Annotated in this window: 17 protein-coding genes; 2 read left to right on the top strand and 15 right to left on the bottom strand. The window is 33.2% G+C overall.

Going from position 1 to position 16,821, the window contains the following annotated elements; translation table 11 throughout:
• Positions 1-34 precede the first annotated feature (34 nt).
• The 9 genes from arsB to pyrE all read right to left on the bottom strand — a co-directional run bounded on the left by arsB (position 35) and on the right by pyrE (position 6,491).
• On the bottom strand, positions 35-1,105 hold the full coding sequence (gene arsB, locus AAGV33_RS05255) for an ACR3 family arsenite efflux transporter (RefSeq protein WP_373390904.1): 1,071 nt from the start codon (positions 1,103-1,105) through the stop codon (positions 35-37).
• Positions 1,106-1,107: 2 nt separating this feature from the next.
• Complete coding sequence (locus tag AAGV33_RS05250; RefSeq protein ID WP_373390903.1) at positions 1,108-1,740, bottom strand: arsenate-mycothiol transferase ArsC; 633 nt, start codon at positions 1,738-1,740, stop codon at positions 1,108-1,110.
• A gap of 52 nt (positions 1,741-1,792) precedes the next feature.
• Positions 1,793-2,257, bottom strand: coding sequence for a DUF6428 family protein (locus AAGV33_RS05245; RefSeq protein WP_373390902.1), 465 nt, complete (start codon positions 2,255-2,257; stop codon positions 1,793-1,795).
• An 18-nt stretch (positions 2,258-2,275) separates the two neighbouring features.
• A complete protein-coding gene (locus tag AAGV33_RS05240) occupies positions 2,276-2,608 on the bottom strand; it encodes an ArsR/SmtB family transcription factor (RefSeq protein WP_373390901.1) in 333 nt (110 codons plus the stop codon).
• Positions 2,609-2,737: 129 nt separating this feature from the next.
• Entirely contained in the window at positions 2,738-2,992 is a 255-nt protein-coding gene (locus tag AAGV33_RS05235) for a heavy-metal-associated domain-containing protein (RefSeq protein WP_373390900.1), read from the bottom strand.
• A gap of 227 nt (positions 2,993-3,219) precedes the next feature.
• Positions 3,220-4,422: an ammonium transporter gene (locus AAGV33_RS05230; RefSeq protein ID WP_373390899.1), complete on the bottom strand. Its 1,203-nt coding sequence runs from the start codon at positions 4,420-4,422 to the stop codon at positions 3,220-3,222.
• A 35-nt stretch (positions 4,423-4,457) separates the two neighbouring features.
• A complete protein-coding gene (locus tag AAGV33_RS05225) occupies positions 4,458-4,796 on the bottom strand; it encodes a P-II family nitrogen regulator (RefSeq protein WP_373390898.1) in 339 nt (112 codons plus the stop codon).
• A 636-nt stretch (positions 4,797-5,432) separates the two neighbouring features.
• Complete coding sequence (locus AAGV33_RS05220) at positions 5,433-5,825, bottom strand: SRPBCC family protein (protein WP_373390897.1); 393 nt, start codon at positions 5,823-5,825, stop codon at positions 5,433-5,435.
• A 12-nt stretch (positions 5,826-5,837) separates the two neighbouring features.
• Entirely contained in the window at positions 5,838-6,491 is a 654-nt protein-coding gene (gene pyrE / locus AAGV33_RS05215) for an orotate phosphoribosyltransferase (RefSeq protein ID WP_373390896.1), read from the bottom strand.
• 7 nt (positions 6,492-6,498) lie between these two features.
• Between pyrE and AAGV33_RS05210 the strand changes: the two genes are divergently transcribed.
• Entirely contained in the window at positions 6,499-7,104 is a 606-nt protein-coding gene (locus tag AAGV33_RS05210; protein WP_373390895.1) for an NUDIX hydrolase, read from the top strand.
• A 207-nt stretch (positions 7,105-7,311) separates the two neighbouring features.
• Positions 7,312-7,833: a DUF4251 domain-containing protein gene (locus AAGV33_RS05205; protein WP_373390894.1), complete on the top strand. Its 522-nt coding sequence runs from the start codon at positions 7,312-7,314 to the stop codon at positions 7,831-7,833.
• 63 nt (positions 7,834-7,896) lie between these two features.
• On the opposite strand, the gene AAGV33_RS05200 is transcribed toward AAGV33_RS05205, so the two are convergent.
• The 6 genes from AAGV33_RS05200 to AAGV33_RS05175 form a co-directional block, all read right to left on the bottom strand.
• Positions 7,897-9,702, bottom strand: coding sequence for an acyl-CoA dehydrogenase family protein (locus AAGV33_RS05200; RefSeq protein WP_373390893.1), 1,806 nt, complete (start codon positions 9,700-9,702; stop codon positions 7,897-7,899).
• Between the two features lie 82 nt (positions 9,703-9,784).
• Positions 9,785-10,972, bottom strand: coding sequence for an acetyl-CoA C-acyltransferase (locus tag AAGV33_RS05195; protein WP_373390892.1), 1,188 nt, complete (start codon positions 10,970-10,972; stop codon positions 9,785-9,787).
• Between the two features lie 248 nt (positions 10,973-11,220).
• Positions 11,221-11,682 carry an IS200/IS605 family transposase gene (tnpA, locus tag AAGV33_RS05190; RefSeq protein ID WP_373390891.1) on the bottom strand — a complete coding sequence of 154 codons (462 nt, stop codon included), beginning with the start codon at positions 11,680-11,682 and terminating at the stop codon, positions 11,221-11,223.
• A gap of 164 nt (positions 11,683-11,846) precedes the next feature.
• The gene (locus AAGV33_RS05185) at positions 11,847-14,237 is read right to left on the bottom strand and encodes a 3-hydroxyacyl-CoA dehydrogenase/enoyl-CoA hydratase family protein (protein ID WP_373390890.1); all 2,391 of its coding nucleotides are present in this window, start codon (positions 14,235-14,237) and stop codon (positions 11,847-11,849) included.
• Positions 14,238-14,286: 49 nt separating this feature from the next.
• Positions 14,287-14,772, bottom strand: coding sequence for a MarR family winged helix-turn-helix transcriptional regulator (locus AAGV33_RS05180; protein ID WP_373390889.1), 486 nt, complete (start codon positions 14,770-14,772; stop codon positions 14,287-14,289).
• A 240-nt stretch (positions 14,773-15,012) separates the two neighbouring features.
• Complete coding sequence (locus tag AAGV33_RS05175; protein WP_373390888.1) at positions 15,013-16,791, bottom strand: AMP-dependent synthetase/ligase; 1,779 nt, start codon at positions 16,789-16,791, stop codon at positions 15,013-15,015.
• Between the last annotated feature and the right edge of the window lie 30 nt (positions 16,792-16,821).

Raw genomic sequence — 16,821 nt, 5'->3', positions numbered from 1 at the left:
TTGAAAAAAATAAAAAAGCTTTTTTTACGTAAGATTACTTAATGGGTTGGAAGTATTTTTTTTGAAACCAAAAGGCAACATTTACTAATGCAATTAAAGCTGGAACTTCAACTAATGGACCAATAACTCCAGCAAAAGCTTGTCCACTATTGATTCCAAAAACACCAATAGCTACAGCAATGGCTAATTCGAAATTGTTTCCTGTAGCTGTAAAAGCAATCGCTGTACTTTTAGAATAGTCAGCGCCAAAATATTTTCCAATAAAGAAACTTATCACAAACATTAGACTGAAATAAATAACCAGTGGAATAGCTATTCGCACTACATCCATTGGAATTTGAACAATAAGTGCTCCTTTTAAACTAAACATAATGATGATTGTAAATAATAACGCAATCAATGTGATAGGAGAAATAATGGGAACAAATTTATTTTGGAACCAATCTTCGCCTTTTAAGGCTATTAAACTGTATCTACTAATTACTCCTAAAGCAAATGGAATTCCTAAATAAATCCCAACACTTTCTGCAATTTGTGCTATGCTAATGTTGACTTCAAATCCGTTATAACCAAAATAGGGAGGAAGTACAGTGATAAAAACATAGGCATACACGCTGTAAAGCAATACCTGAAAAATACTGTTTAAAGCAATAAGTCCAGCGGCATATTCTCTGTTTCCATCGGCAAGGTCATTCCATACGACTACCATAGCGATGCATCGGGCAAGTCCAATAAGAATTAGTCCAATCATGTATTCTGGATAACCATTTAGAAATAATAATGCTAAGGAAAACATTAAAATGGGGCCAATAATCCAATTCAAAATTAATGAAGCACTTAGAACTTTGACGTTTTTAAATACTTCGCCCATTTGTTCATATTTTACTTTAGCTAGTGGAGGATACATCATTAAAATAAGTCCTATAGCAAGCGGAATATTAGTTGTTCCGCTTGAAAAGGAATTGATAAAGTTACTGCTAGACGGAATAAAGTTTCCAATACCAACTCCTATTGCCATGGCTAAAAAGATCCAAAGCGTTAGAAAACGATCGAGAAAGCTCAGCTTTTTTCTAGAAGCAGCGGGTGTGCAATGATTTATTGACATGATTATTTTTGAATTTGTGAAAACACATAAAAAAGTTCTGTACCAATTTGAATGCTTCTTTCTTCATATTTTTCAGCTTGTTGCGGAGTATTATCAAAAGCTTTTGGATCTTCAAAAGTAATTGGAATACGCTTTTCCGCTCCAGCAATAAAAGGACAACCTCCATCGGCTTGTGAACAAGTCATGATGGCTGCAAACTCAGATTGTGGATTAAACTCAGAATCAAAGGTTTTAGAAAATCCAATGATTGGATGTGCGTTTTCAGTATATTTTATTGCATAAATAGGATTGTTTCCTTCAGCAATAGTTTTAATTTGGAATCCTTGTTTGGCTAAAGTTTGAGCCGCCATTGGGAATAAAGCTGTTGCCTCAGTTCCTCCAGAATAGCAAAATACATTTTTGATGTCGTAATAAGTTGCGGCAGTTTGTGCCCAAACTTGAGACAAATGACTTCTTCTGGAATTGTGCGTGCAAATCAGGTTTAGTCTTATTTCTTGTTTGTTATTTGCTTTGGTCTGAATAAAATCAATTAAAGGCTGTAAAACTTGTTTGCGTTCTTCGGATATCGTTTCGAAATTAAAACTATGAATTACTTTTTCAATTTCTGGAAATAGTGCAGTTTGTGTTGAAGTCATGTTTTTAGTTTAAAATTTATTGGATAGATGTTTACTTTTTTTGTTGATGCAATTAACAACAGCTTCCTCCTGGTGCACAGCAGCTGGTTTCAGTATTCTTATCAGGTAATTTTTGTTTGGATGGTGGAATTCCACATTGATCTTCTGCTAAACAAGCGGTTTGTTTGTTTAATAAAGTAAAATCTTTTCCGTTGAATCCTAAATCGTATTTTCCGATGGTTTCAGTTTGGTATTCTACTTCTATTTCGAAATCTTCAATTCCTAAAACTTTTTCAGAAAGTGTAATGATATCCAATAGTTTTTTAGGTTTTAAACGGTGTTCAAAATCATTGGCATTCCATAATTGGAAATTAACAACGGTTTCTTTTCTCACAACTCCGCCGCAATCAATAAAGTTTTTAGAAATTAAGCCGACTTCGGTTACGTGAAAATGTTCAGGAACATAAGTTCCGTTTGGTAATACAAAAGCAACTGTTTCTACGCTGCTCAATTGATTTTTAATTTCTGATAATTTCATTTTGTACTAATTTAAAAATTAACAACATTCATTTTTCTTATTCTCTAAATAGGTATTTACATGATTAAAAAAGAGCTTTATTTTATTAAAACCTTCTTCATTCAAGCAATAACAAATTGCATTTCCTTCAAAGTTTCCTTTAATAAGTCCTGCGTTTTTAAGTTCTTTCAGGTGTTGCGAAATAGTAGGCTGGGAGAGTGGTAACTCATTTACAATATCACCACAAATACAGCTATCTACTTTTATAAGATATTCTATAATGGCAATTCGTGCCGGGTGACCTATGGCTTTTGCTAAAGTCGCCATTTCGTTTTGTACATCGGTAAAGTGTTCGGTTTTAGTCGTTCCCATCGTTATATTTTTATATTGCAATATTACGATATAAAATTTAGTTATCAACTTAATTTTTCAAATAAAAAAACTCCTCTAGAAATTATTTATTTCTAGAGGAGTTTTTTCTGTATCGTTAAGTTAGTTAAGTTATATAAGTGCTTTTGGAATAGCATTAAAACCAGTTGATTTGACAATGTTTTCTATTTCTTCAACACTAATCAATTTATCAGTAAATACGGTAAATTCTTTTGGGAAAACAGAGTGGTTAATTTGTACTTGTGTTATGCCATCCGCTTTTAGAAGTTTGTTTTTTATTTCAGTTAGTTCTGTTTCGTGATTAGCATTAGTCCCAAAAACTTTACCGTGTTCTCTTGGGATAATATTATCTGTCAATAAACTCATGATATATGTTTTTAAATGAATACTATTATTGCTATTTAAATAGCTTTTCCATGTTAAATTTAAACATTTATCTTGGCTATTGATTTAAATACAATCTCAAGCTTTTGTTAATTTTTTTAATAACTGAATACTAATTTAAGTATTGAATCAAAAGTATTAGCTCATAAAATTAAAAAAGCCACAACGGGTTTAATGTTGTGGCTTTAATAGTTTAAAGTATGTAGTTATTAATCATTATAAACATTTGAACCATGTTCGTGAATATCTAATCCGTCAATTTCTTCTTCTTTAGTTACTCTTAATCCCATTAATTTTTTAAGAACAAAAAGTACAATAAAAGAGGTTACGATAGCCCATGCACCAATTGCAACAACTCCTGTAGCTTGAACTCCTAGTTTTTCAAATCCACCTCCGTAAAGTAATCCACCATCAGTAGCAAAAATACCTACTAATAAAGTACCTAAAGCTCCACAAACTCCGTGTACTGAAACTGCTCCAACTGGATCGTCAATTTTAAGTTTTTTATCGATAAATTCGATTGAGAATACTACAGCAATACCACAAATTAATCCTATGAAGAAAGCTCCAACAGTATCTACAGCAGCACAACCTGCAGTTACACCCACTAATCCAGCTAATACACCATTTAATGTCATAGAGATATCTGGTTTTTTGTAGATAATCCAAGTTACAAACATAGCAGCTATTGCTCCAACAGCTCCAGCTAAATTTGTTGTGATAAAGATTCCAGCTACAGCAATTGCATTGTCTCCAGAGATAGCTAATTGAGAACCTGGGTTAAATCCAAACCAACCCATCCATAAAATAAATACCCCTAAAGCTCCTAACATAATGTTGTGACCAGGAATTGCATTTGAAGTTCCGTCAGCATTGTATTTTCCAATTCTAGGACCTACCATTGCAGCAGCAACTAATGAAGCCCATCCACCAACAGAGTGTACTACAGTTGAACCAGCAAAATCAGTAAAGCCCATTTGAGCTAACCAACCTCCACTGTTCCATACCCAGCTTCCTGAGATTGGGTAAATTACTAAAGTCATTAAAAGAGAGAAGAATAAATAAGTAGTAAATTTAGTTCTTTCAGCAATAGCTCCAGAAACAATTGTAGCAGCAGTAGCAGCAAAAACAGTTTGAAAGAATAAACTGTGCATATCAGCAGCAGTGTCAAAAATCAAACTTGGAGTTCCTATGAAACCACTAATTGAATCTCCGTACATTAATGAGTAACCAAGTACCCAGAAGGCAATGCTACCAATACAAAAATCCATTAAGTTTTTCATTATAATGTTTCCTGTGTTTTTTGATCTTGTAAAACCAGCTTCTACAAGAGTAAAACCAGCTTGCATGAAAAACACTAAAATTCCGCAGATTAATACCCACATTAAGTCTAATACAGCATTCGTATCCATAATATATATTTTATAAGTTAATTTTAAAAAATGATTTAGTTAACAGCGTCTGTTCCTTTTTCTTTGGTTCTAATTCGGTAAGTTTCCGTGATATCAGAAACAAATATTTTTCCATCTCCAACCATTCCTGTTTCTGCCGCATTTAAAATAGCGTCAATGGTTCTTTCTAAAAAAGGATCTGAAACTACTATCGAAATATATCTTCTTTGGATATCTGTAGTACTGTAAGTGATTCCTCTGTATACGTGTCCCTCTTTTTCGTTACCAACTCCGGTAACGTCCCAATAGGTAAAAAAGTTAACCTCAATTTGGTGCAATGCTTTTTTTACATCCTCAAATTTAGATTTTCGTATCACTGCTTCGATTTTTTTCATAATAAATGGGTTTTAAATTGATTTATGGTAAAAGTTTTTTATTGTTTCTTCTTTTTAAGTTTTAATATTCAGTTAAATGTTTTTATGGTTTTTGTAAAAGTTATTTCTGTTTTTGAATAATTGTTAGTGATTTTGTTTTTTTGTTATTGATAATGGCGAATTTATTAACTTTTGCTTTAAAAATATCAAAGAATTAGTATTTTTTGCTAAAAAACCGAAAGAATTGTCAATTACCGAAAATCAAATCAAAATAATGTGTAATATTTATTTTCGGCAATTGAATTTTGATATATTCACAAATATATTTTAGTGCATACCCCTTAAAAAATAGGGTTAATTTGTATTTATGTATATTTATTTGTGTTTTTGGTTCAATTTTAACCTTATTTTTTGTTTTAAGGTGTTGAATTGATGGATATTTGTGTTTTGTGTTAAAAAAAATAAAACAAGAGAAGGTTTGAAATAAAAATAACAGAGGCATTATTTTCTATTACTTAAAGTGGAATAGCTTAAAGCTAAAAAGAAAGATAATTAGGTAAGAATAGCATGCTTAAAGCCATTTGTATAAAAAAACAAACCCTTTTAGTCTAAACACTAAAAGGGTTTGTTATAAAAGTATGTTTTTAAGAGGATAGGCTATAATTTAGGCATATTAGAAACAAGGGTTTCGATAAATTTACTAATTGGACCTTTTACCATCATTGCCATCATGGGATTAAAGCTTCCTTCGAAATTTAATTTTACTGAACTTGAATTAGCCGAAACACTTTCAATATTAGTTATTAATGTAAAAGGTACTTTATCACTAGCTGAACCAAATACAATTTTGTTTGGAGCCGATTTCTCAGTTACTTTCAGTTGTATTTCAGGCATTCCTTTTAAACCAAAGAGAAAAGAATCATCTCCAATAACTTCAAACTTAGCAATGTTTTCAGGCATTAATTTCTCGAAATTTTTCATATCGGTTAATAAATTAAATAATTCATCTGCCGATTTTTCAATGTTAACCTTTGGACTTTCTAAGTTCATGATTTTATTTTTTTAATTGCTATCTACTTGTCCCCATGTAGAAGGAGTAACGCTCCATTCTCTTAAAGTGCTTTCTTCCTTTTCCGTAATGTATTTTTTAGCTACAGCTAAATTCAAAAGATTTTGATAATTACTTAAAGTATATAAATCCAGTTTTGCATTTTTAAAGTTTTCTTCGGCCACATCAAAACCATAAGTAAAAATGGCAGCCATACCTTTAATATTAGCTCCTGCAGCACGCAAAGCTTCAACAGCAAGCAAACTACTGTTTCCTGTACTGATTAAATCTTCAACCACAACTACATTTTGTCCTTTTTGCAAGAAACCTTCCACCTGGTTTTGACGACCGTGTTTTTTAGGTTCTGGACGTACATAAACAAAAGGTAATCCCATGCTTTCGGCAACAAGCATACCTATTCCGATAGCTCCAGTTGCAACACCAGCAATAACTTCTGGTTTTCCAAATTGTTTCTCAATATTTTTTGCAAATTCATCTCTTATATAATTTCTTATTGTTGGAAATGAAAGTATTAGGCGGTTATCACAATAAATAGGTGATTTCCACCCTGAAGCCCATGTAAAAGAATTTTCAGGATTCAATTTAATTGCATTTATTTGTAAAAGCAATTCGGCTGTTTTTTCGGCTGTATCTTTATTAAAAATCATAGTACAAATGTATAAAGTTTTTGTGAACGACAAACCACTTTTTTTGACAAATAAAATCTCTAAAGAGACAGATTTTCAGCTGTTTTTATTGGAAAGTATTGATATAAAGCAAATTATAGTCAAAATATTTCAAAATAAAATTCAAAAAGCCTATCTCTACCATCCTGATGAAAAGGAGATTATGAAAACCTTGAAAGCTAAAATCCCAGTGAATAAAGCGGGTGGAGGGTTAGTGTATAACAAAAAAGGGGAGGTTTTGTTTATTTTTCGAAATGGAAAATGGGATTTGCCCAAAGGGGGTGTCGAAAAGAAGGAAGAGATTGAGCAAACTGCTATGCGCGAGGTGGAAGAAGAGACAGGTGTAAATCAATTAAGAATTATTAATAAACTGCAAAAAACCTATCATGTTTTCAAGCGTAACGGGGTTTATAAATTAAAAATAACCCATTGGTTTGAAATGTTTTCAGATTTTGAAGGCATACCTAAAGGACAATTAGAAGAAGGAATTGAAAAAGTAGCCTGGATTCATCCCAATGACATTCCGGAAGTTTTGAAGAACTCTTATGAGAATATTAAATTGTTATTTGAAGAAGATAAACAGTTAAAAATCTAATTATTTTGTTGTAATAATCATTCTTTTTACTGTTCCTGAAATATAATTTTGAGTCAAACTCCTAGTTTTTTTCATACAATTTTGCTTTTTAACTAAATATAGGAATAATTTTTGTTATTTCAAATGGGTAAATTTATTTGATCAAAGTCTTTTTGATATTAGATAATTTTTTAAATATTTTGGTATTAATATTAAAAACAAAAAATTATGAAAACATATAAAATAGCTATTGTATTCTTGCTTTGTTTTAATGTTTTAATTGGATTTTCTCAGGAACAAACAAGAAGACAACTCCGAAATGAAAAAAGAGTAGAGAAACAAAAAGAGGTTGAAAAACTCATTAATGCTAAAGAATTTCAATTTGTTGCTCGAAATTTAAATTCGCAAACTTTTCAAATGATTGATTTAAGTATTATTCCCAATTTTATCCAGTTTAAACCTGATTTTATAAAAAGTGAAATGCCTTTTTTTGGCAGAGGATTTAGTGGATTAGGTTATGGTGGCAGTGATACAGGATTAAAATTTGAAGGAAAACCAGAAAAATTTATAGTAAAAAAGAAGAAAAAAGGATATCAAATTGATGTTGAAGTCAAAGGACAGCAGGATTTTTTTAATATCACACTTTCTGTACTATTTGAAGGAAGTAGCACACTAACCATCATTAGTAATAATAGAGAATCTATTTCTTATTTTGGTGAAATATCGCCATTAGAAGAAGAGAAAAAATGATATGCACAAAAAAACGTCCCGATTTTTCGGGACGTTTTTTATACCTAATTGCAACAAATTATATTAAAAACAATATTTGTTTTCGGCAATAATTTTAGCACTAATAGTTCTTCTAATTTCTACAATGTTGGGCATATTCGTGTACTTAGTATAACGTCTCAATCCCATTAACATCATGCGTTGTTCATCGCCTTCGGCAAAAGAAATGATGCTTTCTTTTCCTTTTTGCGTAATAATATCGACTGCTTTATAAAGATACAATTTAGCCATTGCAATTTGTTCTTTAATATTGGCTTCTCCTTCTTTTTTAGCTAATTTCTCTGTTCTTAAAATAGTAGATTCAGCCATGTAAATTTCGATTAAAATATCAGCCGATGCAATTAACAATTGTTGGTGCTCGTCTAAATCAGGACCGTATTTTTGAACAGCACCACCAGCAACCATTAGAAATGCTTTTTTCAATTTGCTAATCATTTCTTTTTCTTCAGAAAATAATTCAGAATAATCAGGAGTTTCAAATGATGGAATTCCCATTAAATCTTCTTGTACTTTTGAAGCAGGACCTAATAAATCCACATGACCTTTCATGGCTTTTTTAATCAACATTCCTACTGATAGCATTCGGTTGATTTCGTTAGTTCCTTCGTAAATTCGGGTAATTCTGGCATCACGCCAAGCACTTTCCATAGGAGTGTCTTCAGAGAATCCCATTCCTCCAAAAATTTGAATTCCTTCATCAGAACAATTTTGAATGTCTTCAGAAACCGCTACTTTTAAGATAGCACATTCTATAGCAAATTCTTCCACGCCTTTTAATTCGGCTTCCTGTTGTGAAGCACCTTCGCTTTCGCGAATGGAAATCCGTTCTTCGATACTTTTGGCTGCTCTATAAACCGCACTTTCACCTGCGTAACAGCTAGTAGCCATTTCGGCTAATTTGTATCGAATGGCACCAAATTTTGAAATTGGAACATTAAACTGTACTCTTTCATTCGAATATTTAGCTGATCCAGTAATAATTCTTCGTTGTGAATCCAAACAGGCTGCTGCCAATTTAATACGACCCACATTCAGTGCATTCATCGCAATTTTAAAACCATTTCCCCTTTCGGAAAGCATGTTTTCTACAGGAACTTTGGTTTCATTAAAAAACACTTGTCTTGTCGATGAAGCACGAATTCCTAATTTATGTTCTTCTTCATTGGTAGAAATACCATTTTCGGGATTGTTTTCGACAATAAAACCAGTGATGTTTTTATCATCTTCAATTCGGGCAAAAACAATGAAAAGCGAACAAAATCCAGCATTGGTAATCCACATTTTTTGTCCTGTAATTTTGTAATGAGTACCATCTTCAGATAAAACAGCTTTTGTTTTTCCAGAATTGGCATCGCTTCCAGCACCAGGTTCAGTAAGGCAATAAGCACCAAACCATTCGCCTGAAGCTAGTTTTGGAACGTATTTTTGTTTTTGCTCCTCTGTTCCGTATAATGTAATTGGTAACGTTCCAATTCCAGTATGTGCACCAAAAGCACTAGAAAATGATCCTGTTGCACCTGAAATGTAATCACAAACCAAAACCGTATCGACAAATCCCATTCCCATTCCGCCATAGGCTTCCGGAACAGAAATGCTCAAAAGTCCGAGTTCGGCAGCTTTATGCATACATTCAACAGTAAAAGCAAAGTCCTTTTTTTCAAAGCGATCTTTGTTAGGCCAAAGTTCTTTGTCAACAAATTCTTTGACCATGTCGCGCATCATTTTTTGTTCTTCAGAGAAATCTTCCGGAATAAAAATGTCTTCGCATTTTGTCTCTTTAACTAAAAACTGACCACCACGAGTCGCGTTTTTTTCGATTGTATCTGCCATGGTTTCTACTTTTTGTATGTTTTTAATTTATGATTCATTATCTTGTACGTCTAGTATCTTGCTTCTTTCCTCTTTGATCTTCCTAAAGCAATTCAAAAATCCCTGCTGCTCCTTGTCCTGTTCCTACACACATGGTTACCATTCCATATTTATTGCCACGGCGTTTCATTTCGTCGAATAATTGAACGGATAATTTTGCTCCAGTACAACCTAGAGGGTGACCTAATGCAATGGCACCTCCGTTTACATTTACAATATCAGGATTCAAATCTAATTCTCTAATTACAGCTAAGGATTGTGAAGCGAAGGCTTCGTTTAATTCGATTAAATCAATGTCTTTTAATTGCAACCCCGCTTGTTTTAAGGCTTTTGGAATGGCTTTTACAGGACCAATTCCCATGATTCTTGGTTCTACTCCAGCTGAGGCGTAATTAACCAATCGAACTATAGGTGTTAGGTTTAATTCTTTCACCAATTCTTCGCTCATAATTAAAACAAAGGCAGCACCATCACTCATTTGAGAAGAAGTTCCTGCTGTTACACTTCCGTCAGCAGCAAAAACTGGTCGTAATTTAGCTAATGCTTCTAACGAAGTATCGGCTCTAGGCCCTTCGTCTTTATTGACTACATAAGATTTCGTTTCTTTCTTACCATTCGCATTGACAAAAGTTTGTTCAATAGTAATAGGAACAATTTGGTTGTCAAATTTGCCTTCAGCTTGCGCTTTCAATGCTTTTTGATGTGAATGATAACCAAATAAATCCTGGTCTTCTCTAGAAATATTGAATTGTTTTGCAACGGCTTCGGCTGTTAGTCCCATTCCCCAGTAATAATCTTCGTGACCAGCTTTGGCAACGGCATAATCTGGAGTAGGTCGGTAACCTCCCATTGGGATAAAACTCATGCTTTCGGCCCCACCAGCAATAATACAATCTGCCATTCCCGATTGGATTCGAGCAGTTGCCATTCCGATGGTTTCTATACCTGAGGCACAATATCTATTTACGGTAACTCCTGGAACATCATTAATTTCTAATCCCATTAAGGAAATTAATCGTCCAAAATTCAATCCTTGTTCGGCTTCTGGCATAGCGTTTCCTACCATGACATCATCGATTCTTTTTTTGTCGAAATCAGGCAATTCATTCATCATGTGTTGAATGGTTTCTGCTGCCAATTCATCAGGGCGTTTAAAACGGAATACACCTTTTGGAGCTTTTCCAACTGCTGTTCTGTATGCAGAAACAATATATGCTGTTGTGTTTTTCATAATTCTTATTATTTTGATATTTTACAGTTCGCTCCTACGGAGCTAAATTTAATTTCAAATTATATTTTTATAAACAGTAAGCCTCTACGAGGTTTTTTTAGTGCTTTTTCTATTACGGAACTGTTTTGTAAAGATTTTAATTAGTATCATGTTCTTTTTTGCTCCTATTTATTTGCCTCGTAGAGGCACACTGTTTGTAGCATTAAGTTGCGAATTTGTTGATGAGCTCCGTAGGAGCAACCTGTTTATTATTCGATCCATTCAAATAAATATTTTTCCTCATATTCAATTTCAAATTTTTCTAAAAATGCAAGATACTCTTCTTTAAATGTTTGTTTTTTATGATGTTCTTCTTGGTTTAGAATATATTTTATCACATTGTCTAAATGGCTTTTTGAATAAGAGAATGCTCCATATCCTTCTTGCCAATTGAACTTTCCGTTAATCCATTTACTGTCATTAATAAATTTTGATGAACCAGCTTTTATATCTCTCACCAAATCCGATATTGTGATGTTTGGTTTCAAACCAATCAAAATATGAACGTGATCTGGCATTGCAAAAATGGCTAATAACTTTTGTCCTCTATTGGAAACAATACCTGTAATGAATTTATGTAATTCTTCACGGATTTCTTTAGTAATAAGGTTTTCTCTTCCTTTTACTGCAAAAACAATTTGGATATAAATTTGCGAATAGGTGTTTGCCATAAATTCGTTTTTACAGGTCGCTCCTACGGAGCTAAAACTAAAATTATATTGTTTTTCTATAAACAGTTGACCTCTACGAGGTCATTGCTTTTTGCCAAATCTTTAATTTTTCAAATTGATGATTTGATCTTGATACTTAATTCTCAAATCTTAATTCTTAAAAACTAATTTCTCAAAGGTTTCCCAGACTTTAACATATACTGAATACGCTCCATTGTTTTTCTTTCAGTACAAAGAGACAAGAAAGCTTCTCTTTCTAAATCGAGTAAGTATTGTTCAGAAACTAATGTAGGTTCAGATAAATCGCCTCCAGCCATGACATAAGCTAGCTTGTTTGCAATTTTTTTATCGTGTTCTGAAATGTATTTTCCAGCAAGCATTTGGTCGGTTCCTACTAAGAACATTCCCAAAGCTTGTTTTCCTAAAACTTTGATATCATTTCTTTTGATAGGTTGAGTGTAACCCGCTTCAGCCATTAATAGGGCATGTTTTTTTGCTTCGGCAATTTGGCGGTCTTTATTCACTACAATAATGTCTTTTCCATATTGTAATAAACCAGTATCAAAGGCTTCATAAGCGGAAGTTGATACTTTTGCCATAGCAATGGTCAGGAAATATTCCTGTAAAGTATTGAGTTCTACATCGTTTTTGCGGAATAAATCGGCGGCACGTAAAGTCAATTCTTTCGAACCACCGCCACCAGGAATCACACCAACACCAAATTCCACCAATCCCATGTAGGTTTCTGCGGCAGCAACCACTTTATCGGCATGAAGACTCATTTCGCATCCACCACCAAAAGTCATTCCGTGTGGTGCAACCACTACAGGAATCGAAGAGTAGCGCACACGCATCATGGTATCCTGAAACATTTTGATGGCCATATTTAATTCGTCGTATTCCTGTTCTACAGCCATCATGAATATCATTCCGATATTGGCACCAACCGAAAAATTAGCAGCTTGATTTCCTATAACTAATCCGGAATATTCTTTTTCGGCTAAATCAATTCCTTTGTTGATGGCTTGCAATACATCACCACCAATAGTATTCATTTTCGATTTGAATTCAATATTCAAAATTCCGTCGCCCAAATCTTCAATGATAGCACCACTGTTGCTCCAGACTTTTTTGCTTTCACGAATGTTATTCAGAATAATAAAAGCATCTTGTCCCGGAACTTTAGTTTGCGATTTGGTTGTAATATCATAGAAATAAGTAGCACCTTCTTTTACAGAATAAAAACTGTTGCTTCCTGAAGCCAACATCTCATTTACCCATGGAGCAGGAGTATGACCTTCGGCTTTTATTATTTCGATTCCTTTTTCAACCCCAATGGCATCCCAAATTTCGAATGGACCGTTTTCCCAGCCAAAACCAGCTTTCATAGCATCGTCAATTTTATATAATTCATCAGAGATTTCAGGAATTCTATTGGAAACATAAGCCAATAATGCGGCGAAACTTTTTCTGTAAAATTCTCCCGCTTTATCTTGTCCTTTTATTAAAACTTTAAAACGGTCAATAGGTTTATCAATGGTTTTTGTGAGTTCTAAAGTAGCAAACGAAGCTTTTTTAGCTGCACGATATTCTAAAGTATTTAAATCCAATGAAAGAATATCTTTATCTACTTTTTTGTAAAAACCTTGTCCAGTTTTGCTTCCAAACCATTTATTCTCCACCATTTTGGTGATGAATTCAGGAAGTTTAAACAATTCATGTGCTTCGTCTTCAGGACAGTTTTCGTAAATTCCATTGGCAACATGAACCAAAGTATCTAAACCTACTACATCAACAGTTCTAAAAGTAGCCGACTTTGGTCGTCCAATTACAGGCCCAGTTAATTTATCGACTTCTTCAATAGTCAGATTCATTTCTTTTACCAAGTGAAACAAACTTTGGATTCCGAAAACTCCAATACGGTTTCCTATGAAAGCAGGAGTATCTTTGGCAATAACCGAAGTCTTTCCTAAGAATTTTTCTCCATAATTATTCAAAAAATCCAATACTTCAGTCGAAGTTTTTGGTCCTGGAATAATTTCGAATAATTTTAAGTAACGCGCCGGATTAAAAAAGTGTGTTCCGCAAAAGTGTTGCTGAAAATCATCGCTTCGTCCTTCACTCATAAAATGGATTGGAATCCCAGAAGTATTTGAAGTCACTAAGGTTCCTGGAGTTCGGTATTGATCGATTTGTTCGAAAACTAATTTTTTGATGTCCAAACGTTCTACCACAACTTCTATAATCCAGTCTACATTAGCAATTTTTGCCATATCATCCGTGGTATTTCCAGTGGTGATTCTACTAGCAAATTTTGTACTGTAAATAGGGGAGGGTTTTGATTTTAGGGAATTAGCCAAATGCTCATTGACAATTCGGTTTCTAACTACTTTACTTTCCAGAGTGAGTCCTTTTTTGCTCTCGGCTTCAGTAAGTTCTTTTGGAGCAATGTCCAAAAGCAATACTTCGACACCGATGTTTGCAAAATGAGAAGCAATTCCTGAACCCATGATTCCTGAACCGATTACGGCAACTTTTTTAATTGTGCGTTTCATAAGTTGTTACTATTTATTTTTATCTGAATTTGTTATCGTTACTAATGAATTATTTTTTGTCTTTTTCAGTTATAGCGATTCCATTTTCTCTATTTTCAGATGGGTTAAATATTTCTTTATCTTGTATTAATTTGTTGATGGTTTCGGCAACTTCTATGAAGTTTTCCCATTTTTCATCAGAGATATGTTTTTTAATACTTTCATTAAATTGGATAACGGTACTTTTAGATAAGGCTCTTTTTTCTTTTCCTTGATCCGTTAGGTAAATTAAAACACCTCGACCGTCATTTGGATTTTTCTTTTTAATGATTAATCCTTTTTCTTCCATCGATTTTAATATGCGAGTCAGGCTTGTGGATTCCATTCCCATTTTTGGACCTAAAGCAGTAGATGGAGTTCCTTCTTCTTTGTCAATACTTAATAATGTAAAGCCAGTTGCCATTGTAGCTCCATATTTAGTAGCTTCTTCATTGTACATTCTGGAAATAGCTTGCCAAGTCGCTCTTAAAATATAGTCTATCGTTTTGTTTTTCATGTGGCATGCTTATTAAGTTTCTGGCATATAGAAAATCATTTTTTTTTATCATAATCATTTTATTTTAGTCTAAAAATTATGATATTAGCATTGTTGTTGTTTCAAATATAAGAAATAATAGTATGCACGCATAATAAAAAACCGCTATTTTTTTGTTAAATAATGGTTTCGGCGTAAAAAAAAGAGATTGTTTCATACTGTATGAAACAATCTCTTTTTTAGTTAAGAAATAGGTTTTATTTAAACACTATATATTTTTTGATATAAATCCTGGTATTTTTCTAAAACGTTTTTACGTTTCAATTTAAGTGTTGGTGTCAATTGTCCACCATCAATAGACCAAATATCAGGAGTAAGTTCAAAACGTTTTATTTGTTCCCAATGACCAAATTTAGGATTAATAGAATCAATTTCCTGTTGGATTCGGGCAATAACTTTTTCGTTAGAAACGATACCCTTGTGCGATTTATCTAAGTCAATTTTATTCTTTTTAGCCCATTCAATTATAAAATCAAAATTAGGTTGGATAAATGCAGCTGGCATTTTTTGACCTTCGCCAATCACCATTATTTGTTCTATAAAACGTGATTGTTTCATTGTGTTTTCAATAAGCTGAGGAGCAATGTATTTTCCACCCGAAGTTTTAAACATTTCTTTTTTGCGATCGGTAATTTTTAAAAAACCATCTGGATCCATATTTCCTATATCTCCAGTATGGAAATAACCATCGGTAATGACTTCATTAGTCAGTTTTTCGTTTTTGTAATAACCCATCATTACATTAGGTCCTTTGCAAAGAATTTCTCCGTCTTCGGCAATTTTTACTTCAACATTATTAATTACTTTTCCAACAGTTCCAATTCGGAAACCATAATTTCTCATGTCATTTACAGCAATTACAGGCGAAGTTTCGGTTAAACCATAACCTTCCATAACTGGTATTTCAGCGGCGGCAAAAATTCGAGACAAGCGAGTTTGCAAAGCAGCACTTCCAGAAACCATAACTTCTAGTTTGCCTCCAAGTCCTTCCTTCCATTTGCTGAAAATGAGTTTTCTGGCAATTTTAAGTTGGAATTCATACCAGAAACCATTGGCTCCATACGGTTCATATCGTAAGCCTAAATCAATTGCCCAAAAGAATAATTTCTTTTTAATTCCGGTTAGTTCTGCTCCTTTAGCATAAATTTTATCATATACTTTTTCGATTAATCTAGGAACAGCAGTGATTACATTGGGTTGGACTTCTTTTATGTTTTCTCCAATTTTCTCTATGGATTCTCCAAAATAAATGGATACACCATAATATTGGTATAAGTACAGTACCATTCTTTCGAAAATATGACAGATAGGTAAAAAGCTTAAAGCCCTGCTTTTTCCTGCTTGGAAAGGAATTCTAGGAGCACTACCCAAAACATTTGAAACAATATTTTGATGTGAAAGCATCACACCTTTAGGATTTCCAGTTGTTCCAGAAGTATAAATTATAGTAGCTAAATCTTCGGTATTGATGCTGTTTTTTCGGGCTTCAACTTCATCTTGATTATTTTCGTCTTCTCCAAGTATTAATAATTCATTCCAGTTTTTGCAATTGGTAATAGTATTAAAACTGTAAACTTCTTTGAGATGAGGTAACTTGTCTCTAACTAAATTTATTTTTCTTAATACTTCTTCATCAGAAACAAAACAATAATTTGCTTCACAATGGCTAAGAATATATTGATAATCGTGTTCAGAAATAGTAGGATAGATAGGAACAGTTTGTGCTCCAGTTTGCAAAACACCAATATCAACGATGTGCCATTCAGGTCTATTATTAGAGGAGATAATGGCAATTTTATCGTCTTTTTTTATTCCCATTCGCAACAATGCTCTGGAAATACTATTGGACTTAGCAATATATTCTTGCGTAGATATTTTTACCCAAACACCATTTTGCTTTGAAGCTAAGGCATCTGGAATAGAAGTAAACTCATCCTGTTGATGGTACGGAAAGTCAAAAATTCGGGTGATTGAGTTCATGGCTATAGTTTTGGAATGCTATGCAAAATA

This window comes from Flavobacterium magnesitis (assembly GCF_041729735.1).
In the GTDB taxonomy this organism is placed as follows: domain Bacteria; phylum Bacteroidota; class Bacteroidia; order Flavobacteriales; family Flavobacteriaceae; genus Flavobacterium; species Flavobacterium magnesitis.
The sequence above is the reverse complement of the archived record's forward strand: the minus strand, read 5'-3'. Positions and strand labels throughout refer to the sequence as shown.